Origin of the sequence: Sphingomonas sp. CFBP 13603 (assembly GCF_014892665.1) — a bacterium.
Lineage (GTDB): Bacteria > Pseudomonadota > Alphaproteobacteria > Sphingomonadales > Sphingomonadaceae > Sphingomonas.
The window spans coordinates 204,450-220,258 of record NZ_JADBIA010000006.1; the positions used below are offsets into that span (position 1 = coordinate 204,450).

A 15,809-nucleotide genomic window follows, 5' to 3' on the forward strand; every position below is an offset into this window, starting at 1 on the left:
AAGTCTGCTTATCGATCATGGGGCCGTCATCTAGGACAGCAATTCACCAGTGACCATGCCTGCCGGCACGCTCAAAGCAACCTCTGTGACTGGCATCGCCGATATCAGTCACAGAGACGATATACGATGGCCCAAGGAACGGGTTTCGCCGATCACGACGCTCACCCTATTGCCGGACCGTCACCGGTACATCGATCACTTTTCCGCGGCCGCCGCCGCCACCGTCGCCGTCGATCCGCTCTGCTTCGGCTTGACGTAGCGGTCGAGCCAGTCGGTCATCTGCCACAACGTCTCCTCGGTCGATTCCAGCGCGCGATAGCCGTGCGGCTCGTTGGGCAGGACGACGTAGCGTACCGTCGCGCCGTTGCCCTTCAGCGCCGCGTACATCCGCTCGGACTGGATCGGGAAGGTGCCGCTATTGTCGTCCGCGCCGCCATGGATCAGCAGGATCGGCGCCTTGATCCTGTCGGCGTAGGTGAACGGGCTCATTTCCGTATAGGTCGGCGTCGCCTGCCAATAAGTGCGCTGCTCGGCCTGGAAGCCGAACGGCGTCAGCGTGCGGTTGTAGGCGCCCGATCGTGCGATGCCGGCGCGGAACAGATCGGTATGCGCGAGCAGATTGGCGGTCATGAACGCGCCGTAGCTGTGCCCGCCGACCGCCATGCGGCTGCGGTCGCCGACACCGAGTTTGACCACCGCGTCGACCGCGGCCTGCGCATCCTGCTGTAGCTGTTTGACGTAGGTGTCGTTGGCCTCCACGCCGCCCTCGCCGATGATCGGCATCGAGGGATTGTCGAGGATCGCATAGCCCTGCGTGAGCAGGAACAGGTGGCTGATACCGCGCGGGCGGACGAACCGGTTGCCCTGATCGACCGTCTGGCCGGCGACCTTCGCGTCGGTGAACTCCGCCGGATACGCCCACAGCAACGTCGGCAGCGGCCCGTCGCGTTTCGCGTCATAGCCGGCGGGCAGATACAGCGAGCCCGACAGCGGCAGTCCGTCGGCGCGCGGATAGGTGATCGTGCGCTGCGTGACGCCGGCAAAGACCGGGGCAGGATCGGCGAAGGCGGTAACGGCCTTGGCGCCGCCGCCCTTCACGCCGCGGATCATGTAGTTGGGCGCTAGCTTCGCGCTTTCGCGCCGTGTCAGGATTCGCTGGCCGCGCTCGTCGAGCAAGGCGACGACCGTTTCGTAATAAGGCGCCTTGGCGGTCCACAGTCGCGTGTGTTCGCCCCCGGCCAGCGGCATCGTCGCGAGGAAGGGGAACGCACCCGCTTTGGTCGCGCCGTCGCCGGTGACGTACACGCCGTCATGCGCGGGCGTGAAGCGCATCACCGGTTTGCCGGCGGCATTGTCTTCGACCATCGGTTCGCCGGGATCACCGTATCGGTCCTGATAGTTGAGCGTCGATATCGTCCGCGTCTGGCCCGGTCGCGATGGCGCGACGGCCAGGCGATGCTCGGTGCGCGTACGCCACTCGCGGTCGACGACCACCGCGAAACCGTCGTCGCCCCATAGTGTCTCCGCATAACGGGCCGGGGTCTGCGCGAGTTCGACCGGTGCCGCATCGAACGGCGCGGGCTGCATCATCACCTTGTCGTGGAACGCGATCTTGGCGCGCGGATTGCCGCCGTCGAGTGCCTCCGCCCAGACCAGCGTCGCCGGTGCGTCGGACCGCCACATCGCCTCGCGCGGGCCCTTGACGGTGGCGTCGAAATCGACCGGCAGATCGTCGGCGAGCGGGCGATCGACCAGTGTCTTCACCGGTTGGCCGCCGATCGTCGACACTGCGATCTCGGTCGGGAAGAACCTGGCGGGCAGCAGATAGGAATACGGCCGCTTGAGCCGCTCGGTCAGCAGGTAGCGACCGTCCGGGGAGACGCTGAACTCGGTGATCAGACCCGGCGTTCCGATCGGCTGTGCCGCCCCCGTGAGATCGATCCGGACCAGCTGCCCGGTGAAGTAATGATCGAACAGCGCCTCGTCATGCGCATCGCCGAGCAGATCCTCGTAGGTCCGCGCCGCCGAGGTGCGGCCGGCGCTTTCCTGAATCACCGGGCCGGTGGGAGTGCTGCTCGCGACGGGCGCGGCGCCGCGACCGGCGGGCACGGTATTGGCGACCAGCGTCTTGCTGTCCGGCATCCAGGCGAAGGGCGTGCCGAACGTGCCGTTCAGCCCCTTGGCGACAGCGCGGGCGCTGCCGTCGCGCTCGGCGATCCATAGCGACAGGCCGTCGGCCTGTTGCGCGTAGAAGGCGAGGCGGGTGCCGTCGGGCGACCAATTGGGCGCGGCGAAGCGCAAGCCGGCGGGCAGCTTGACCGCGACGGTCCGGCCCGAGCCGACGTCCTTGAAGCTGAGCGCGTTCAGCCATTGCACGCGGACCTCGGCCTGGCCGTTGGTGGCGGGATCGATGCGGTAGCCGCCCAGCCGCAGGATCGGCTTCGACAGATTGGCGATCGACGGCAGGTTCTCACGCCCCAGGATCGCGAGCGTCCGGTGATCGGGACTGACGGTGACGAAGGGGGTGGGCGGCGTCTCCAGCGCCTTGGCGATAGCATCGGGCGCGCGATGATAGGCGCTGCCGCCGGGAGTCTGAGCGGAGGCGGCGGTGGTGAGGAGCAGGGCGATCAGACAGGCACCGACGCGCATTCGAATTCCTTTGTCTCTGTCGCCAGGCCGTTCGGCGCCCGGGGTCTGCAGGGGCCGACGACGATGCGAAAGGCCAGAGCTTACGAGAGTTTCGTCGTGGAGCAAGGTGTTGGACCGACCTTGGGGTCTCCACGAACCCGAATGAACGAGTGGCTGCCGTCGTGGAGTCGCTAAGGGTCGGTGAGAGGCTGCGGCGGACCTGTGCCAGCCCCGCCTCAAGGGCAGTAAACGGCGCAAATTTGACCGCATTGAGTGTGCTAGCAGGCGTGCATGAACTATCTCATGCTAGCAATCGCGATTGTCTCCGAGGTTTGTGCCACGACCGCCATGAAGCAGTCGAATGGTTTCACCCGCCTGCCTTGGACGGCCGTTACCGTCATCGGGTACGGCATTGCCTTCTACTTCCTGTCGCTGACCCTCCGTACGATCCCGACAGGCATTGCATACGCGATTTGGTCAGGCGCCGGCATTGTCCTGATTTCGGCCGCTGCTTGGGCATTCCAGGGTCAGAAGCTCGATGCCGCTGCTGTGACTGGAATGGGCCTGATCGTCGCCGGCGTCATCGTTATGAACGTTTTCTCGAACGCTTCGAGCCACTGAGAGTGGCTGCGGCTTTCCGAGCTTGCGACTATCCGGGAACCAGCGAAACCTATCGCAGGTTGCTCCGTGTACGAGGCGTTGCGATTTTGCGGGAAGGTATCCGGTGGCACAGGAAGTCGAACTGAAGCTGGTATTGGATGCCGCGTCGGCCAATGCCTTTGCGGGGTCCGACCTGGTCGATCGCCCGGCGAGTACGCGGCAAATGCACGCAGTCTATTTCGACACGCCCGATCTGGCGCTTTCGAAAGCTGGCGTCTCGTTGCGCATCCGCCGGTCCGGCGACATGCTGACACAGACGATCAAGGTCGCGGATGCGAAGGCGGCGGGCCTCTTCGCGCGGTCCGAATGGGAAATGGAGGTGTCCGGCATGACACCGGTCGTCGACGATCGGACCCCCATTCCGGCGCTGCTCGGCGACGAGGCCGGCACCGTCGCTCCAATCTTCACGGTCGCGGTCGAGCGCCTGACGTGGATGGTCGACTACGACGAGGCGTCGATCGAACTGGTGTTGGATCGTGGGTACGTCGCCGCGGGTGACCGTCAGTCGCCAGTCTGCGAGCTCGAGCTGGAGTTGAAGCAGGGAGAGCCGGCCGCCTTGTTTGCGCTTGCCAAGACGATAGCGGCACATTTTCCGGTCCGCCTGGGCATCGTGACCAAGTCGGAGCGCGGCTACGCCCTGCTTCGTCCCATATCCAAGGCATTCAAGACGGAGCGGGTCGCGCTCAGCCGGACCGCATCCGCGGCGGATGCTTTCGAGGCAGTCGCCGGCTCGTGCATACGCCAATACCGCCTGAACGAGACTATCCTGCTCGACCAGGCCGACGCCGAGGCACTGCACCAAGCGCGCGTGGCGTTGCGTCGGCTGCGATCCGCCTTTTCGATCTTCAAGCCCTTGCTCGACGGCGACGAGGTACCGCATTTCCGCAGCGAGTTGCGCTGGCTGGGCTCGGTGTTGGGCGAAGCGCGCGATCTGGACGTGTTGCTGGCGAAGGCGAAGCCTGGCGCCTCGCTGTTCCAGGATCTCAACCGGGCGCGCGATGCCGCCTATGCCGCGGTCGACACCGCGCTGAGCTCAGACCGGGTTCGTGCCCTGTTGCTCGATCTGACGGAGTGGCTGGTATGCGGGGCATGGCGCACCGCCCCGTCGATGCGCGATGCTCTGGACGCGCCGGCAAGGCAGTTCGCGGCGGAGACTCTGCACAAGCTGCGTCGGCGCGTCAGCAAGCGTGGTCGATCGCTCCCCACTCAGGCGGACGAGGAACGGCATGAAGTCCGCAAGGCCGCCAAACGGCTCCGCTACGGGGCGGAGTTTTTCGACTCCCTGTTCCCGGGCAAGAAGCGTGCGCGGCGCTATGGGAAGTTCTTGAAGTCGCTGGAAAAGCTGCAGGATCAGCTCGGCGCGCTTAACGATATGGCGACGGCGCCGACGGTTCTGGACCGGCTCGGCCTGCGGGACGAACCCGGTGCCAGGAGCCTGTTGGCACACCGCAAGAAATCAAAGATTATCGACTCCGCAGCCGAGGCGTACGACGACCTCCAGGATCGCAAGACGTTCTGGGGTTAGCCCCGGACAATTGGCGCCCGGTCGGACGATCGCGTCGGACGCGGCCGAGCCTCGGCCGGCCTACTTCACCTTTACCGCCGACATGAAGAATGGCGGACGTTGTTAAGGCCGCACGGATTTGTCGGATTGCCCCAAGGACGCTGTCCCCGTCGTGTAAGAATACGGCTCTAAGCGGCCCAGCATAGCTTCTGGAGCATGTGTTGAGCTGGCTGCGTGACATCGATCGGTGGTTTCTCGCAGAGGTGCTGCCGCATGCGCCGGCCTATCGCGCGAAGGCCGCGTATCTGTGCGGCCGAGACAACGCCGAGGATCTGGTTCAGGATGCCTATGCGCGGGTTCTCAAGACGCCGGATTACCGCGCGATCGTCACGCCGCGCGGCTTCGTCCTGACGATCGTGCACAATCTTGCGCTCGAACGACTGCGTCGCGCGAACGTGGTGCGGATCGACATGCTCGCGTCGCTCGACATGCTGGGTGTCGCGGACCCGGCGCCCGACGCCTTTGCAATCGCGTCGGGACGATCCGAGTTGCAACGCCTGCTCGACCTGATCGACACGCTGCCTGCGCAATGCTCGCGCGTCCTGCGCATGCGGAAGGTCGAGGGGATGACGCCGGGCGCCATCGCCGAAGCGCTTTGCATATCGGTCTCGACCGTGGAAAAGCACATCGCTAAGGGGCTGGCGCTCATCACGAGAGCCAGGCGCGATAGCGAAGCGCAGGCGGAGGAAGCGTGCCAGGCCGTTCCGACATTCCGCAGCGTCATGCCGACCTGACCGACGAGGCTGCCGGCTGGCTGGCCGCGCTCGACGCGGGATCGGCGGATGTCGCGGCATTCGAGGCGTGGCGCGACGCCGATATTCGCCATGCGGTGGCCTTTGCAGAGGTCGCCGGTACGTGGCGGGATCTCGACGGCCTGCGCGGGGTACAGGGCGAGACGAGGGCTTCGTCTGAAGCGCAGCCCGTGCCGAAAACCGTCGCACGGCCGAATCGGCGCCAGCTCCTGCGTGCTGCCGGCTCGATCGTAGCCGTTGCCGCGGCCGGCGGGGGAATCGCCTACCGCGCTGCGGCGCGCGATATGGCGGAGACGCGGGTCGGTCAGCGGATGGCGGTCGCGGTGACGCCCGGCATCTCGCTCGATCTGAACACCGATAGTCGCGTCTACTGGCGGACGGGTGCGCCTGCACGTCTCTGGCTCGATCGCGGCGAGATTGCGCTGCGGTTGGCAGCCGACAACCGCCTGCAGTTGTTGACGCCGGGGGGGCAGTTCCAGCTCGACCCCGGTGCGTACAACGTCCGGCTGCGCGGTGCGGGGTGCGAGCTGGCGGTGCTGACGGGCGGTATCGCCGATGGATCGACGATGCGCATCGGTGCGGGCGAAGTCGCGCTCGTCACGGCAGGGCAGGTCAGTGTCCAGGCGCGCGACGATCTCGGCGGGGTCACGGCGTGGCAGCACGACACGTTGGTGCTCAACGGCGAAAGCCTCGACTATGCGGTCGCGGAGATGAACCGGTATCTGCCGAACAAGATCGTGATCGGCGACCCCGCGCTGTCGCGGCTCCGGGTGGGCGGCAGTTTCGCGACCACCCAGCCGGCGGAATTCCTGCGCGCGCTGCGCAGCTCGTTCGGCATCCGCGCGACCGCCGGCCCTTCCGGAGGGATCGTCCTGACCCGCGCGTAAAATTTATTTACGCGGTCGATGGCGGTTTGTCCGCGCTCATCCATCCCTGCTCCGACACACGGTGCGATGCGGGGATTTCATGTTCAGGTTTTTGACGACGACGGCCATCGTGGCGGTGGCGATACCCGTTGCCGCCAACGCGCAGGCGCAGGCGACCAGCGTCGCGTTCGACATCAAGGCGTCCGACACGGCGACCGCTATCAACGCGTTCGCCCGGCAAGCCGGCGTGCATGTCAGCTTTCCCTACGATGCCGTCGCCAATCGTCGTTCGGCAGCGCTTCGCGGTCGGTTCACGCGCGGCGAGGCGCTCCGCCGTCTGATCGCGGGGCAGGGGCTGATGATCGCCGAGGAGACCCCCTCGATGATATCGCTGAAGGTCACTCCGGTCGAAACGCCGCAGGACTCCACCGATGCTGCGACCACCAGCCCCGTGGGACAGGATATCGTCGTGCTCGGCCAGGGCCAGTCCCGTCAGGTCCAGACGGTGTCCGCCAAGGCGATGGCGAAGCTGACCGGCGGCTCGTCGCCGCTGCGCTCGCTCGGCAGGTTGCCCGGCGTGAACTTCGACTCGTCCGACGCGCACGGCACGTATGAGGCAGCGACGCAGCTCTCGATCCGCGGCTTCCTCACCGACCAGATGGGCTTCACGCTCGACGGCGTGCCGCTCGGCAACATGCAGTACCGCAACAACAACGGCCTTTCGATCAACCGGGCGCTGCTCAGCGAGAACAACGGCGCCGCGACGCTTTCGCAAGGCAGCGGCGCGCTCGGCACAGCCTCGACCAGCAACATCGGCGGCACGGTCGATTTCACCTCGATCGATCCCACCGACAAACTCGGCATCGATCTCGAGCAAAGCTACGGCAGCGCCAATTCGTGGCGCTCGTTTGCCCGCGTCAACAGCGGCGAGCTGCCGTGGGGCGGGCGACTGGCGGTGTCCTACGCGCATGACCGTCAGGGCAAATGGCGTGGCTGGGGCAAGCAGGTGCAGGACCAGATCAACGCGAAATACGTCCAGCCGCTCGGCGACGCGGTCAAGTCGACCACGTTCCTCAACCTGATCGACCGGCGCGAGGACGATTACAACGATGTCTCGCTCGCCCGCCTAAAGACCTATGGCTACAGGTTCGACAACATCCGCGACTTCGCGCTGGCCGAGCAACTCGCGACCATCGTCCAGAATGGCGGCACCCCGCCGGCACCGTTCGCCGCCGCCGACGACACGATCTACCAGGGCGGCGGCGTACGGCGCGATCTGCTGGCGTACGAGAAGCTCGACTATGCGCTCGGGCCGCGGTTGTCGGGTTTCACGACCGCTTACATCCATCTCGACAAGGGGATCGGCACCTATGCCAGCCCCTACGACGCAACACCCGCGGCGTTTGGCGGCTCGCCCGTCTCGGTGTCGGCGCTACGCTACGCCATCAACCGCAAAGGCGTGATTTCGCGCATCAAGTTCGCCGCTGGCGATCACAAGATCGAAGGTGGCATTTGGTACGAACGCAATGCCTTCGATCAGGGTTCGTATCTCTACGGCCTGCAAAAGGGCGTCGCGCCGAGCGAGTTCCAGAAATTCTACACCAACCCGTTCAAGACCAATTTCTACAACGAATACGTCACGAACACCGTCCAGCTCGACATCAGCGACACGTGGCAGGCGACCGACGCGCTGCGGCTGAACGCGGGCGTCAAGGGTGTGGTCTCGACCAACCGCGCGCGCAGCGTCGTCAGCACCAAGCCGATCGACGGCTCGATCCAGGCGAAGAACTGGTTCCTACCGACCGTCGGCGCGCTCTACACGCTGGACGGCAACAACGAGGTGTTCGCAGATTATACGCGCAACATGGCGGCGTTCGTCGCGTCGACCTCCAGCGGCCCGTTCTCGAGCAGCTCGCAGGCCGGGTTCGATTTCATCCGAAGCGACCTCATGCCCGAGATGACCAACACGTTCGAGGCCGGTTATCGCTTCCACGATCGTAATCTTCAGCTCTCACTGACCGGCTATTACGTGAAGTTCTCCAACCGCCTGCTCGCGTCGTCGATCAGCGCGACCATCGTCGGCAACCAGAACGTGCTCCAGAACGTCGGCGGCATTTCGTCGAGGGGCGCTGAAGCGGCTGCCAACTGGAAGTTTGCGCGCGGCTGGTCGCTCTACGGCAGCTATGCGTATAACGACGCGACCTATGACGACGATGTCCAGCCGCTAGGCGGCGCGGTGGTCGCCACCAAGGGCAAGCAGGTCGTGGCGTCACCCAAAAATGTCGGCACGGCCGAGCTCAATTACGACGACGGCACGATCTGGGGCGGGGTCAGCGCGCATTATCGCAGCGCCCGCTATTACAGCTATCTCAATGACGCAAAGCTGCCCGGCGCGGTCAACGTCAACCTGTCGGCAGGCTATCGGTTCAGCCGCATGTTCGACGTCCAGTTCAATCTGACGAACGTGTTCGACAAGAAATACATCGCCTCGACCGGGACCGCCGGTTTCGTCACCTCCGATCCGAACGGCACGTACACGACGCTCCAAACCGCCGCACCGCGCCAGGTGTTCGGCACCGTTCGCGTCCACTTTTGAGCGTCGCCGCGTATCGGGAATGCCCCCTCTTCCTCCTGTCGACAGGTGCCCCATGGAACGCCGCAATCTCCTGAAGCTCGCGCTTGGCGCGCCGCTCGTTCCCTTGGCAGCGCGGGCCGCGGCGACCGAGCCGGTACGCGGCGACAGCTTCAGCTTCGCGTTCGTGGGCGATTGCCACATCCGGCCGGAACTGGGCGCGGATCGCGCCTGCGCGCAGTGCTTCGAACAGATTTCCGCGTCGCCCGTCGATTTCGTGATCCTAGGCGGCGACCATGTCGAGGATGCGCTCGAGACGGGGCGGGACCGCGCGACGCTGCTGATGGATCTCTATCAGCGCACCGAACGCGCGCATTTGCGCAAGCCGATCCATCACGTCATCGGCAACCACGACTGCCTGGGCGTCTTCCCCAAGAGCGGCATCGATCCGTCAGCGCCCGATTACGGCAAGCAGTTCTACATCGATCGGTTCGGGCCGCGCTATTACGCGTTCGATCACAAGGGCGTGCATTTCGTCGTGCTGGATTCGATCGGCCTGACCCCGGATCGCAGTTACGAAGGTCGTGTCGACGCTGTCCAACTGGCATGGCTGCGCGCCGATCTCGCCGCGCAATCCAAGGGCACGCGGATGGTCGTGGTGACGCACATCCCGCTCGTCACCGCGATGCGATGCTACGAACCCGAATCCTGGCTCGACACCCCGCACAACTGGACGTTCGTCGTCAACAGCCGGGACGTGCTGCGCATCCTGCGCGACTATGATGTGCTCGCCGTGCTCCAGGCGCACAGTCACGTCTATGAGCGGATCGAGCTCAATGGGGTATCGTTCATCACGACCGGTGCCGTCGCCGGCGCGGACTGGCGCGGATCGTTCCTCGGCACGCCGGAGGGCTATACCGACATCACGATCTCCGGTCGCAAGGTGGACAGCCGGTACAGAACCTATGGCTTCACCAGCGTCGATCGACAGGACGTGCCGATGTGAGCCCAGCGGATGAGAGGCCATACGTGCTTTCCAAATTTCACTTCGCCGCTCGGAACCCGCTTGGAATCTCTGCGAGCCGCACGATTACCGCGATTTTCGCAATTGCTCGATGAAGCGACTGAGGGTGACGGACAGGCGCACGGGTTTTGTCAGGTCGTTTGCCCGCCCACGTCGTCCGCCAATTAAGACGAATAGACGTCCCGTTTCGGTAAGCATCCGGTAGCTGCTGAGAGTCCGTGTCTGGGCCGTCGTTACTTCATTAAAGGCGAAGCCAGTTGGTCGCGGATCCATGACGCGCCGTCGCGGATGGCTTGCTCAGCGAGAGGGGCGATCGACATCGCTTCGAGGAAACTGTGAGTTGCCCCCCGATAAACGTTGCTTGCCACGGCACAACCCGTGGCCCGTAGCCGCGCTTCAAGCGCGAAGCTTTGTTCGGCGAGGACGTCGAGCTCGGGGACGATGAGCAACACCGGCGGTAGAGCAGCCACGTCGCTTGCCGAAAGCGGGCAGGCATAGGCATCGCCGCGTTGATCGCCCGATACGAGATACTGGTCGAAAAAATAGCGCATGTCGGCCTGGGTCAGGAGCGCGTCGGGACCGCCATACGCCGCCTCTGCCGCATCGGACACATCGCCCGAAAACGCGCCATAGTTCGAGAGTATGCCACGTATTGCGGAGTTTCTGCCGCCATCTCGGAGTCTCAAGCACGTCGCCAGGGCAAGGTTCGCGCCTGCCGAGTCCCCGCCGATCGCCACGCGCGTCGCGTCGATGCCGAGCTCGGTGCCGTGCTCGCCCAGCCAGTCGACCAGCGCGACGATCTGGTCGAGTGCTACCGGATACTTCGCCTCAGGCGACAACGGATAGTCGATGCCGACCACGACGAAACGACCGGCATTGGCGTATTCGCGCATCAGCCGGTCATGCGTATCGAGGCTGAAGAAGACGAAACCGCCGCCGTGGACGTAGAGTAGCGCAGGCGCATCTTCCGCAGCAACGCCGTCGGGACGGTAGATCCGCACGCGAAGCGCGCCCGCGCGGGTGTCGACCACGACGTTGCGGGTCTCGCTCATGATCGGTCCGCCAGCCGTCCAGCGTGCGCGCACCAGCTCGGCGATCCGACGTGCCTCTACCGTCGATACCGTGTCGAGCGGTGGATGCCGGCTCCAGTCCTCGCGCAGGATGTCGGTGAAGATGCGGATATCGGGGTCGAGCCGGTCGTCCATGGAGCCTGTCTTACAGATGCGCGTCGAACCAGGCCAGGACGCGGCGCTGAATGTCGGCCTGATGCTCGGGTTCGTGGAACCAGTGCGGTTCGCGCGGATAGCGGACCATCTCGGCGGGCTTCCCCAGCAGCTTCAGGCCGCGGTAGAATTCGAGGCCGAGTGTGACGGGCACGCGCGTGTCCTGTTCGCCGTGCAGGACTAGTACGGGCGTATGGACCTTGTCGAGCAACCGTATCGACGACACGCGGTCGAGATCGGCAAGATGCGCAGACGGCTCGCCGAAATAGCCGGTGGTGAAGTCGGGCGTGTCGGTGATCCGCGCCATCGCGGTCATGTCGGTGGGACCGGCGCCGACCACCGCCGCCTTGAAACGGTCGCCGTGCGTAACCGCCCAGGCCGACAGGAACCCGCCATAGCTCCAGCCGCCGATACCGAGCCGCGCGGGATCGGCGATCTTCTGTGCAACGAGCATGTCGACGCCGTCGAGCACGTCCTGATAATCCATCCCGCCCCAGTCGTTGCCGACCGCACGCGCGAACGCCGTACCCTGGCCGTCCGAGCCGCGCGGGTTGGGCAGCAGCACCGCATAGCCGTGCGTGGCCAGCATCTGCGCCCATTCGTGCCAACTGCCGAGCCAGCCCGACCACCATGCCCATTCGGGGCCGCCATGCCCCTGGACGACGGTCTTGATCGGCGTGCCGGGGACGTAACCCGGCGGCGTGACGAGGACGCCGTGGATCGCCTGTCCGTCGCGGCTGTTGGTCCAGGATATCTGGCGGACCTGGCCGAGCTTCCAGGTCGCGACCTGCGGGTTGATCGTCGTGATCGGGCGGACGCGCGCGCCGTCGACCGTCCAGACGTCTGCGGGTCGGTCGGGGCTCGACAGCGAGACCGCGAGATGGCGTCCGTCGCGGCTTGAAGTGACGTCCGACGCTTCGCCGTCCAGCTGGGCCAGCGGCGTCACGCGCCCAGTCGCGCGCGCGATCCGGACGAGCTTCGATCGGGTCTGTTCGAACGACAGCGCAACGACCGAGCGGCTGTCCGGTGCCCAGCGGACCTGCGTCAACAAGCCGGGGTGATCGTCCGCCAGCGCCGACAGCGTGCCGGTGGTGAGGTCGTACACGCGCGCGCCTACGCCGATGAAACCCGGCGTGCGGATTTCCGAGCCGAGGATCGCAGTGCCATCGGGCGACCAGAGCGGTCCTTCCGCTGCGTGTTCGATCAGCGTCTTGCCTACCGTGCCGCTCGCCGGATCGAGCAGCGCGATCCGGGAATGGTAGAAATACTCGTTGATCCCTGTCGAGTCAGTCACGCGCACCGCCATGCGCTTTCCGTCCGGCGACCACGCCATGCTGCTGACGCTGACGTTCGCTGGAGAAACACGCCGTGCCGCATGGGCAGCCAGATCGAGGATCCAGAGCCGGGTCACGTGGCGCGTCTTGTCCATCTCGACCCAGTCGCGCTTGGCGGCGCGATCGGCCTTTTCCGCAGGGGTATCGGGATCGGCGCTGAGGAAGGCGATCTTGGTCCCATCGGGCGACCAGGCGAAGTCCGCGATGTCGCCCGGCAGCGCGGTGAGCGGTGTCGCTTCGCCGCCATCGCGTGCGATCACCCAGAGCTGCCGTGATGGTTCGCCGGACGCCGCCGGTGCGGTCGGCGGAGTCGCGTCGACCGGCGCGCCGGGACCGGCCGAGATATCCGGTTTGAACTCGAACCCGGTGTCCGCGCCACCCGACAGCGGGTTCTTGCGGTTCGAGAGGAATGCGATCGAGCGTCCGTCGGGCGACCAGCGCGGTGTGTCGTCCGCACCGGCACTGGTGACGAACCGTCGCGCGGGCGCGCTGCCGTCGGTTGGTACCGACCAGATCATCCGCTGATCGGGGCCGAAGGTCGCCATCTGCGGCTGAACGGTGAACAGGATGGTCCTGCCGTCGGGCGACATCTCGACATCGCGCATGTCGTGAAGCCGCATGATGTCGGCGGGCGCGATCGGCCCGCCCTTGTCGGCGGCAACAGGTGTTGCGGTCTGGGGAAGCGGCGCTGCGCCAGCCAGCACCAGTGCCAGCGCCGGAAGCGTCCAGGTCTTGCGATACCGCACCCTCAGAACCCGATGTCGACGCGGAGGCCGTAGGTGCGCGGCCGGGTGATCGAATAGGCCGGCGCGACCTGATCGGTGAACGGCGCATTGAGGACGCCGCGCTTGTCGAGCACGTTGTTGACGAACCCGAGCAGCCGGACGCGCTCGATCACCGTGACCGAGGCGCGCGCATCGAACTGGTTGAAATTCCCCCGGGTGTTGGTGTTGCCGAACGCGACGGGCGCGGACGAGATGTAGCGATGCGCGATCTCGAACGTCGGTGCCAGTTTGACGTCGGGCAGGTCGAGCACGAGGTTGTTCGCGACCGCCCATTTCGACGACCCCGGCAACGTCGTGCCCGAGGCATAGCCGCCGCCGACCGCAAAGCTGTCGGGCAACAGGCTGGTGAGTTGCGCATCTTGATAGGTGACGTTGGAGCTGAACGTCAGCGCCTTGGTCAGCTTGACGGTGCCCGAGAACTCGACGCCGCCGATGTTCGCGCTGCCCGCGTTGGTGACGTAGGAATAATAGGCTGGCCCCGGTCCGAACAGGCGCGCCTGGATGTTCTTCCAGTCGATCGTGAACACCGTCGCGTCGAGCAGGATGCGGTGGTCGAACAGGCCGAACTTCACGCCGGCTTCGTAATTGTCGACCGTGTCGCTGTCATAGGCGGACGGGATTGCCGCGAGCAGCCCTGCGTTGGGATTGATCCCACCGACGCGGAAGCCTTTCGAATAGGTCGCGTAGGCGAGGAAGCCGGAGACCGGGCGGAACGAGATCGTCGCCTTCGGCGTGAAGCCGTCCTCCTTCTGGTCGACGCTGCCGGTCGAGCCGACCGGCGTATATCCGCCGGGATAGCCGCCGAGCGCGCCGGCCTGATTGGTGACGGTCGCCTTGGCGCGCGTGTCGTAATAGCGGCCACCGACCGAAATCTCGAACTGCTCGACCGGCCGCCACGACAGCTCGCCGAAGATGCCGAGATCGGTGTTGAGCGTGTCGGAGGCATAGCCGTAGAGGCGGTCGTTGGGCGTCAACTGCGTCCCGCTGAAGCCGCCGAACAGTGCCGGGTTGGCATTGATGAAGGCGCCGGCACCCTGCTGGAAGATCTGGTCGTAGCTGAACTTCTTCGCGCGCAGATAGCTTGCACCGATCAGCCAGCGGACCGGGCCATTGCCTGCGGATGCCAGGCGGGCCTCGACCTGCTTGATGTTGGCGGTAGCGTCACCGAGCGAATAGGCTGCCGCGTCGCCCGCCGTGACGCCGGTAACATAGGCATAGGGGTAGGACAGCACGGTCCTGTTCGTCTTCTTGTCGACCGAGCCGAACACGGTGAAGTTCGCGAACCCGAGATCCTGGTCCAGGCGCAGGGAGTTGAGGAAGAAGCTCGTCTTCTGCGGTTCCTCGCGCGCCGATACCCGCGTCAGCGAATCCAGCGAGGTGAGGTAGGTCTGGTCGGACAGTTTGCTCTGCTGATAGGTCGCCAGATACGTGATCTTGGTCCCCTCGGCCGGCGTGAAGACGATCGATCCGCGCGCACCGCGGGTGCGGAAATCGTTGCTGCCCTGGTTGTTGGTACCGGTGTTGTCGAGATAGCCCGCATCATAGCGTTGCAGCGCCATCACGCGGACGGCGAGCTTGTCCTTGATGATCGGCAGGTTGAACATGACCTTGCCAGCGTAGTTCAGGTCGCCGCTCGCATTCTTGGTCGAGCCGATCAGGCCTTGCGCGGCGGCGTCGATCTTGCCCGGATCGGCGGTCTTGACGACATAGTTGACGAGGCCGCCAAGCGTCGACGAACCGAACAGCGTGCCCTGCGGCCCGCGCAACACCTCGACGCGGTCGAGATCGAAGGTGTCGACGTCGGGGATGCCGATCGGGAAGCCCGGCTCGACCAGTGGAATCTCGTTGAGGTAATAGCCGACCGTGGTCTGGCCCTGCTCGTGGTAAGTGGTCGCGGCGATCCCGCGGATCACGACTTCCGATATGCCCGGCTGGTAGTCGTTGAAGACGACGCCCGGCAGCCGCGCGATGTAGTCGGACAGGCTGTTGGCGTTGGCCTTGGCAAGCTGGTCGCCGGTCACCGCGCTGATCGGCATCGCGACGTTGCGCAGCGATTCGTTGCGCTTGGTCGCGGTCACGACGATGTCGTCGGAGCTGTTCGTGACGGGCTCGGACGCGACCGGATTGTCCGGTGACGCGTTGCCGGGCGCGGTGACGCTGGCGACCTGTGCGGCTGCAGGTGTCGCGGTCAGCCCGAGCGCTGTTGCGCTCACCAACGCCGTCGTAGTGAGAAACCGGTATGTCATTAGCTCGCCCCCAATGCTCGGCGACCGGCACCTCTGGCGCCGTCCGCATCAAATTGCCCGAACCGTCCTGCGGCCATCTGCGGTCTTTTCGACCGTCGCGGCTCTGATCTTGAGGGCATAGGGTCAGCCCAAACTGGAACCTTACAAACATCCAG

The 15,809-nt window shown here is 65.4% G+C and carries 10 protein-coding genes; 6 read left to right on the top strand and 4 right to left on the bottom strand.

The features are described 5' to 3' along the window. Positions 1-195: 195 nt before the first annotated feature. Positions 196-2,649, bottom strand: a complete 2,454-nt coding sequence (locus tag IFR23_RS11775; protein WP_192976072.1) for a S9 family peptidase — start codon at positions 2,647-2,649, stop codon at positions 196-198. A gap of 270 nt (positions 2,650-2,919) precedes the next feature. Between IFR23_RS11775 and IFR23_RS11780 the strand changes: the two genes are divergently transcribed. The 6 genes from IFR23_RS11780 to IFR23_RS11805 all read left to right on the top strand — a co-directional run bounded on the left by IFR23_RS11780 (position 2,920) and on the right by IFR23_RS11805 (position 10,048). Continuing rightward, complete coding sequence (locus tag IFR23_RS11780; protein WP_192976073.1) at positions 2,920-3,249, top strand: DMT family transporter; 330 nt, start codon at positions 2,920-2,922, stop codon at positions 3,247-3,249. Between the two features lie 103 nt (positions 3,250-3,352). Continuing rightward, on the top strand, positions 3,353-4,813 hold the full coding sequence (locus IFR23_RS11785; RefSeq protein ID WP_192976074.1) for a CHAD domain-containing protein: 1,461 nt from the start codon (positions 3,353-3,355) through the stop codon (positions 4,811-4,813). Between the two features lie 200 nt (positions 4,814-5,013). Then, positions 5,014-5,586 (top strand): RNA polymerase sigma factor, encoded by a 573-nt coding sequence (locus tag IFR23_RS11790; RefSeq protein WP_192976075.1) that lies wholly within the window; start codon positions 5,014-5,016, stop codon positions 5,584-5,586. After that, the gene (locus IFR23_RS11795) at positions 5,544-6,491 is read left to right on the top strand and encodes a FecR domain-containing protein (RefSeq protein WP_192976076.1); all 948 of its coding nucleotides are present in this window, start codon (positions 5,544-5,546) and stop codon (positions 6,489-6,491) included. Before IFR23_RS11790 ends, IFR23_RS11795 begins: the two co-directional genes overlap by 43 nt. 79 nt (positions 6,492-6,570) lie before the next feature. After that, on the top strand, positions 6,571-9,066 hold the full coding sequence (locus IFR23_RS11800; RefSeq protein ID WP_192976077.1) for a TonB-dependent receptor: 2,496 nt from the start codon (positions 6,571-6,573) through the stop codon (positions 9,064-9,066). Between the two features lie 52 nt (positions 9,067-9,118). Next, positions 9,119-10,048 (top strand): metallophosphoesterase family protein, encoded by a 930-nt coding sequence (locus IFR23_RS11805; RefSeq protein ID WP_192976078.1) that lies wholly within the window; start codon positions 9,119-9,121, stop codon positions 10,046-10,048. Positions 10,049-10,299: 251 nt separating this feature from the next. Here the strand turns inward: IFR23_RS11805 and IFR23_RS11810 are convergent, their stop codons facing one another. The 3 genes from IFR23_RS11810 to IFR23_RS11820 are packed head-to-tail and all read right to left on the bottom strand — an operon-like array spanning position 10,300 to position 15,621. After that, entirely contained in the window at positions 10,300-11,271 is a 972-nt protein-coding gene (locus IFR23_RS11810) for an alpha/beta hydrolase fold domain-containing protein (protein WP_192976079.1), read from the bottom strand. 10 nt (positions 11,272-11,281) lie between these two features. Beyond that, the gene (locus tag IFR23_RS20550; protein WP_192976080.1) at positions 11,282-13,369 is read right to left on the bottom strand and encodes an alpha/beta fold hydrolase; all 2,088 of its coding nucleotides are present in this window, start codon (positions 13,367-13,369) and stop codon (positions 11,282-11,284) included. A gap of 2 nt (positions 13,370-13,371) precedes the next feature. Beyond that, complete coding sequence (locus IFR23_RS11820) at positions 13,372-15,621, bottom strand: TonB-dependent receptor (RefSeq protein WP_342344945.1); 2,250 nt, start codon at positions 15,619-15,621, stop codon at positions 13,372-13,374. Positions 15,622-15,809 lie beyond the last annotated feature (188 nt).

Excerpts from the sequence above, each read along its gene's own strand:
- IFR23_RS11810 (WP_192976079.1), bottom strand. The coding sequence starts at position 11,271 with ATGGACGACCGGCTCGACCCCGATATCCGCATCTTCACCGACATCCTG.
- IFR23_RS11780 (WP_192976073.1), top strand. The coding sequence starts at position 2,920 with ATGAACTATCTCATGCTAGCAATCGCGATTGTCTCCGAGGTTTGTGCC.
- IFR23_RS11805 (WP_192976078.1), top strand. The coding sequence starts at position 9,119 with ATGGAACGCCGCAATCTCCTGAAGCTCGCGCTTGGCGCGCCGCTCGTT.
- IFR23_RS11775 (WP_192976072.1), bottom strand. The coding sequence starts at position 2,649 with ATGCGCGTCGGTGCCTGTCTGATCGCCCTGCTCCTCACCACCGCCGCC.
- IFR23_RS11800 (WP_192976077.1), top strand. The coding sequence starts at position 6,571 with ATGTTCAGGTTTTTGACGACGACGGCCATCGTGGCGGTGGCGATACCC.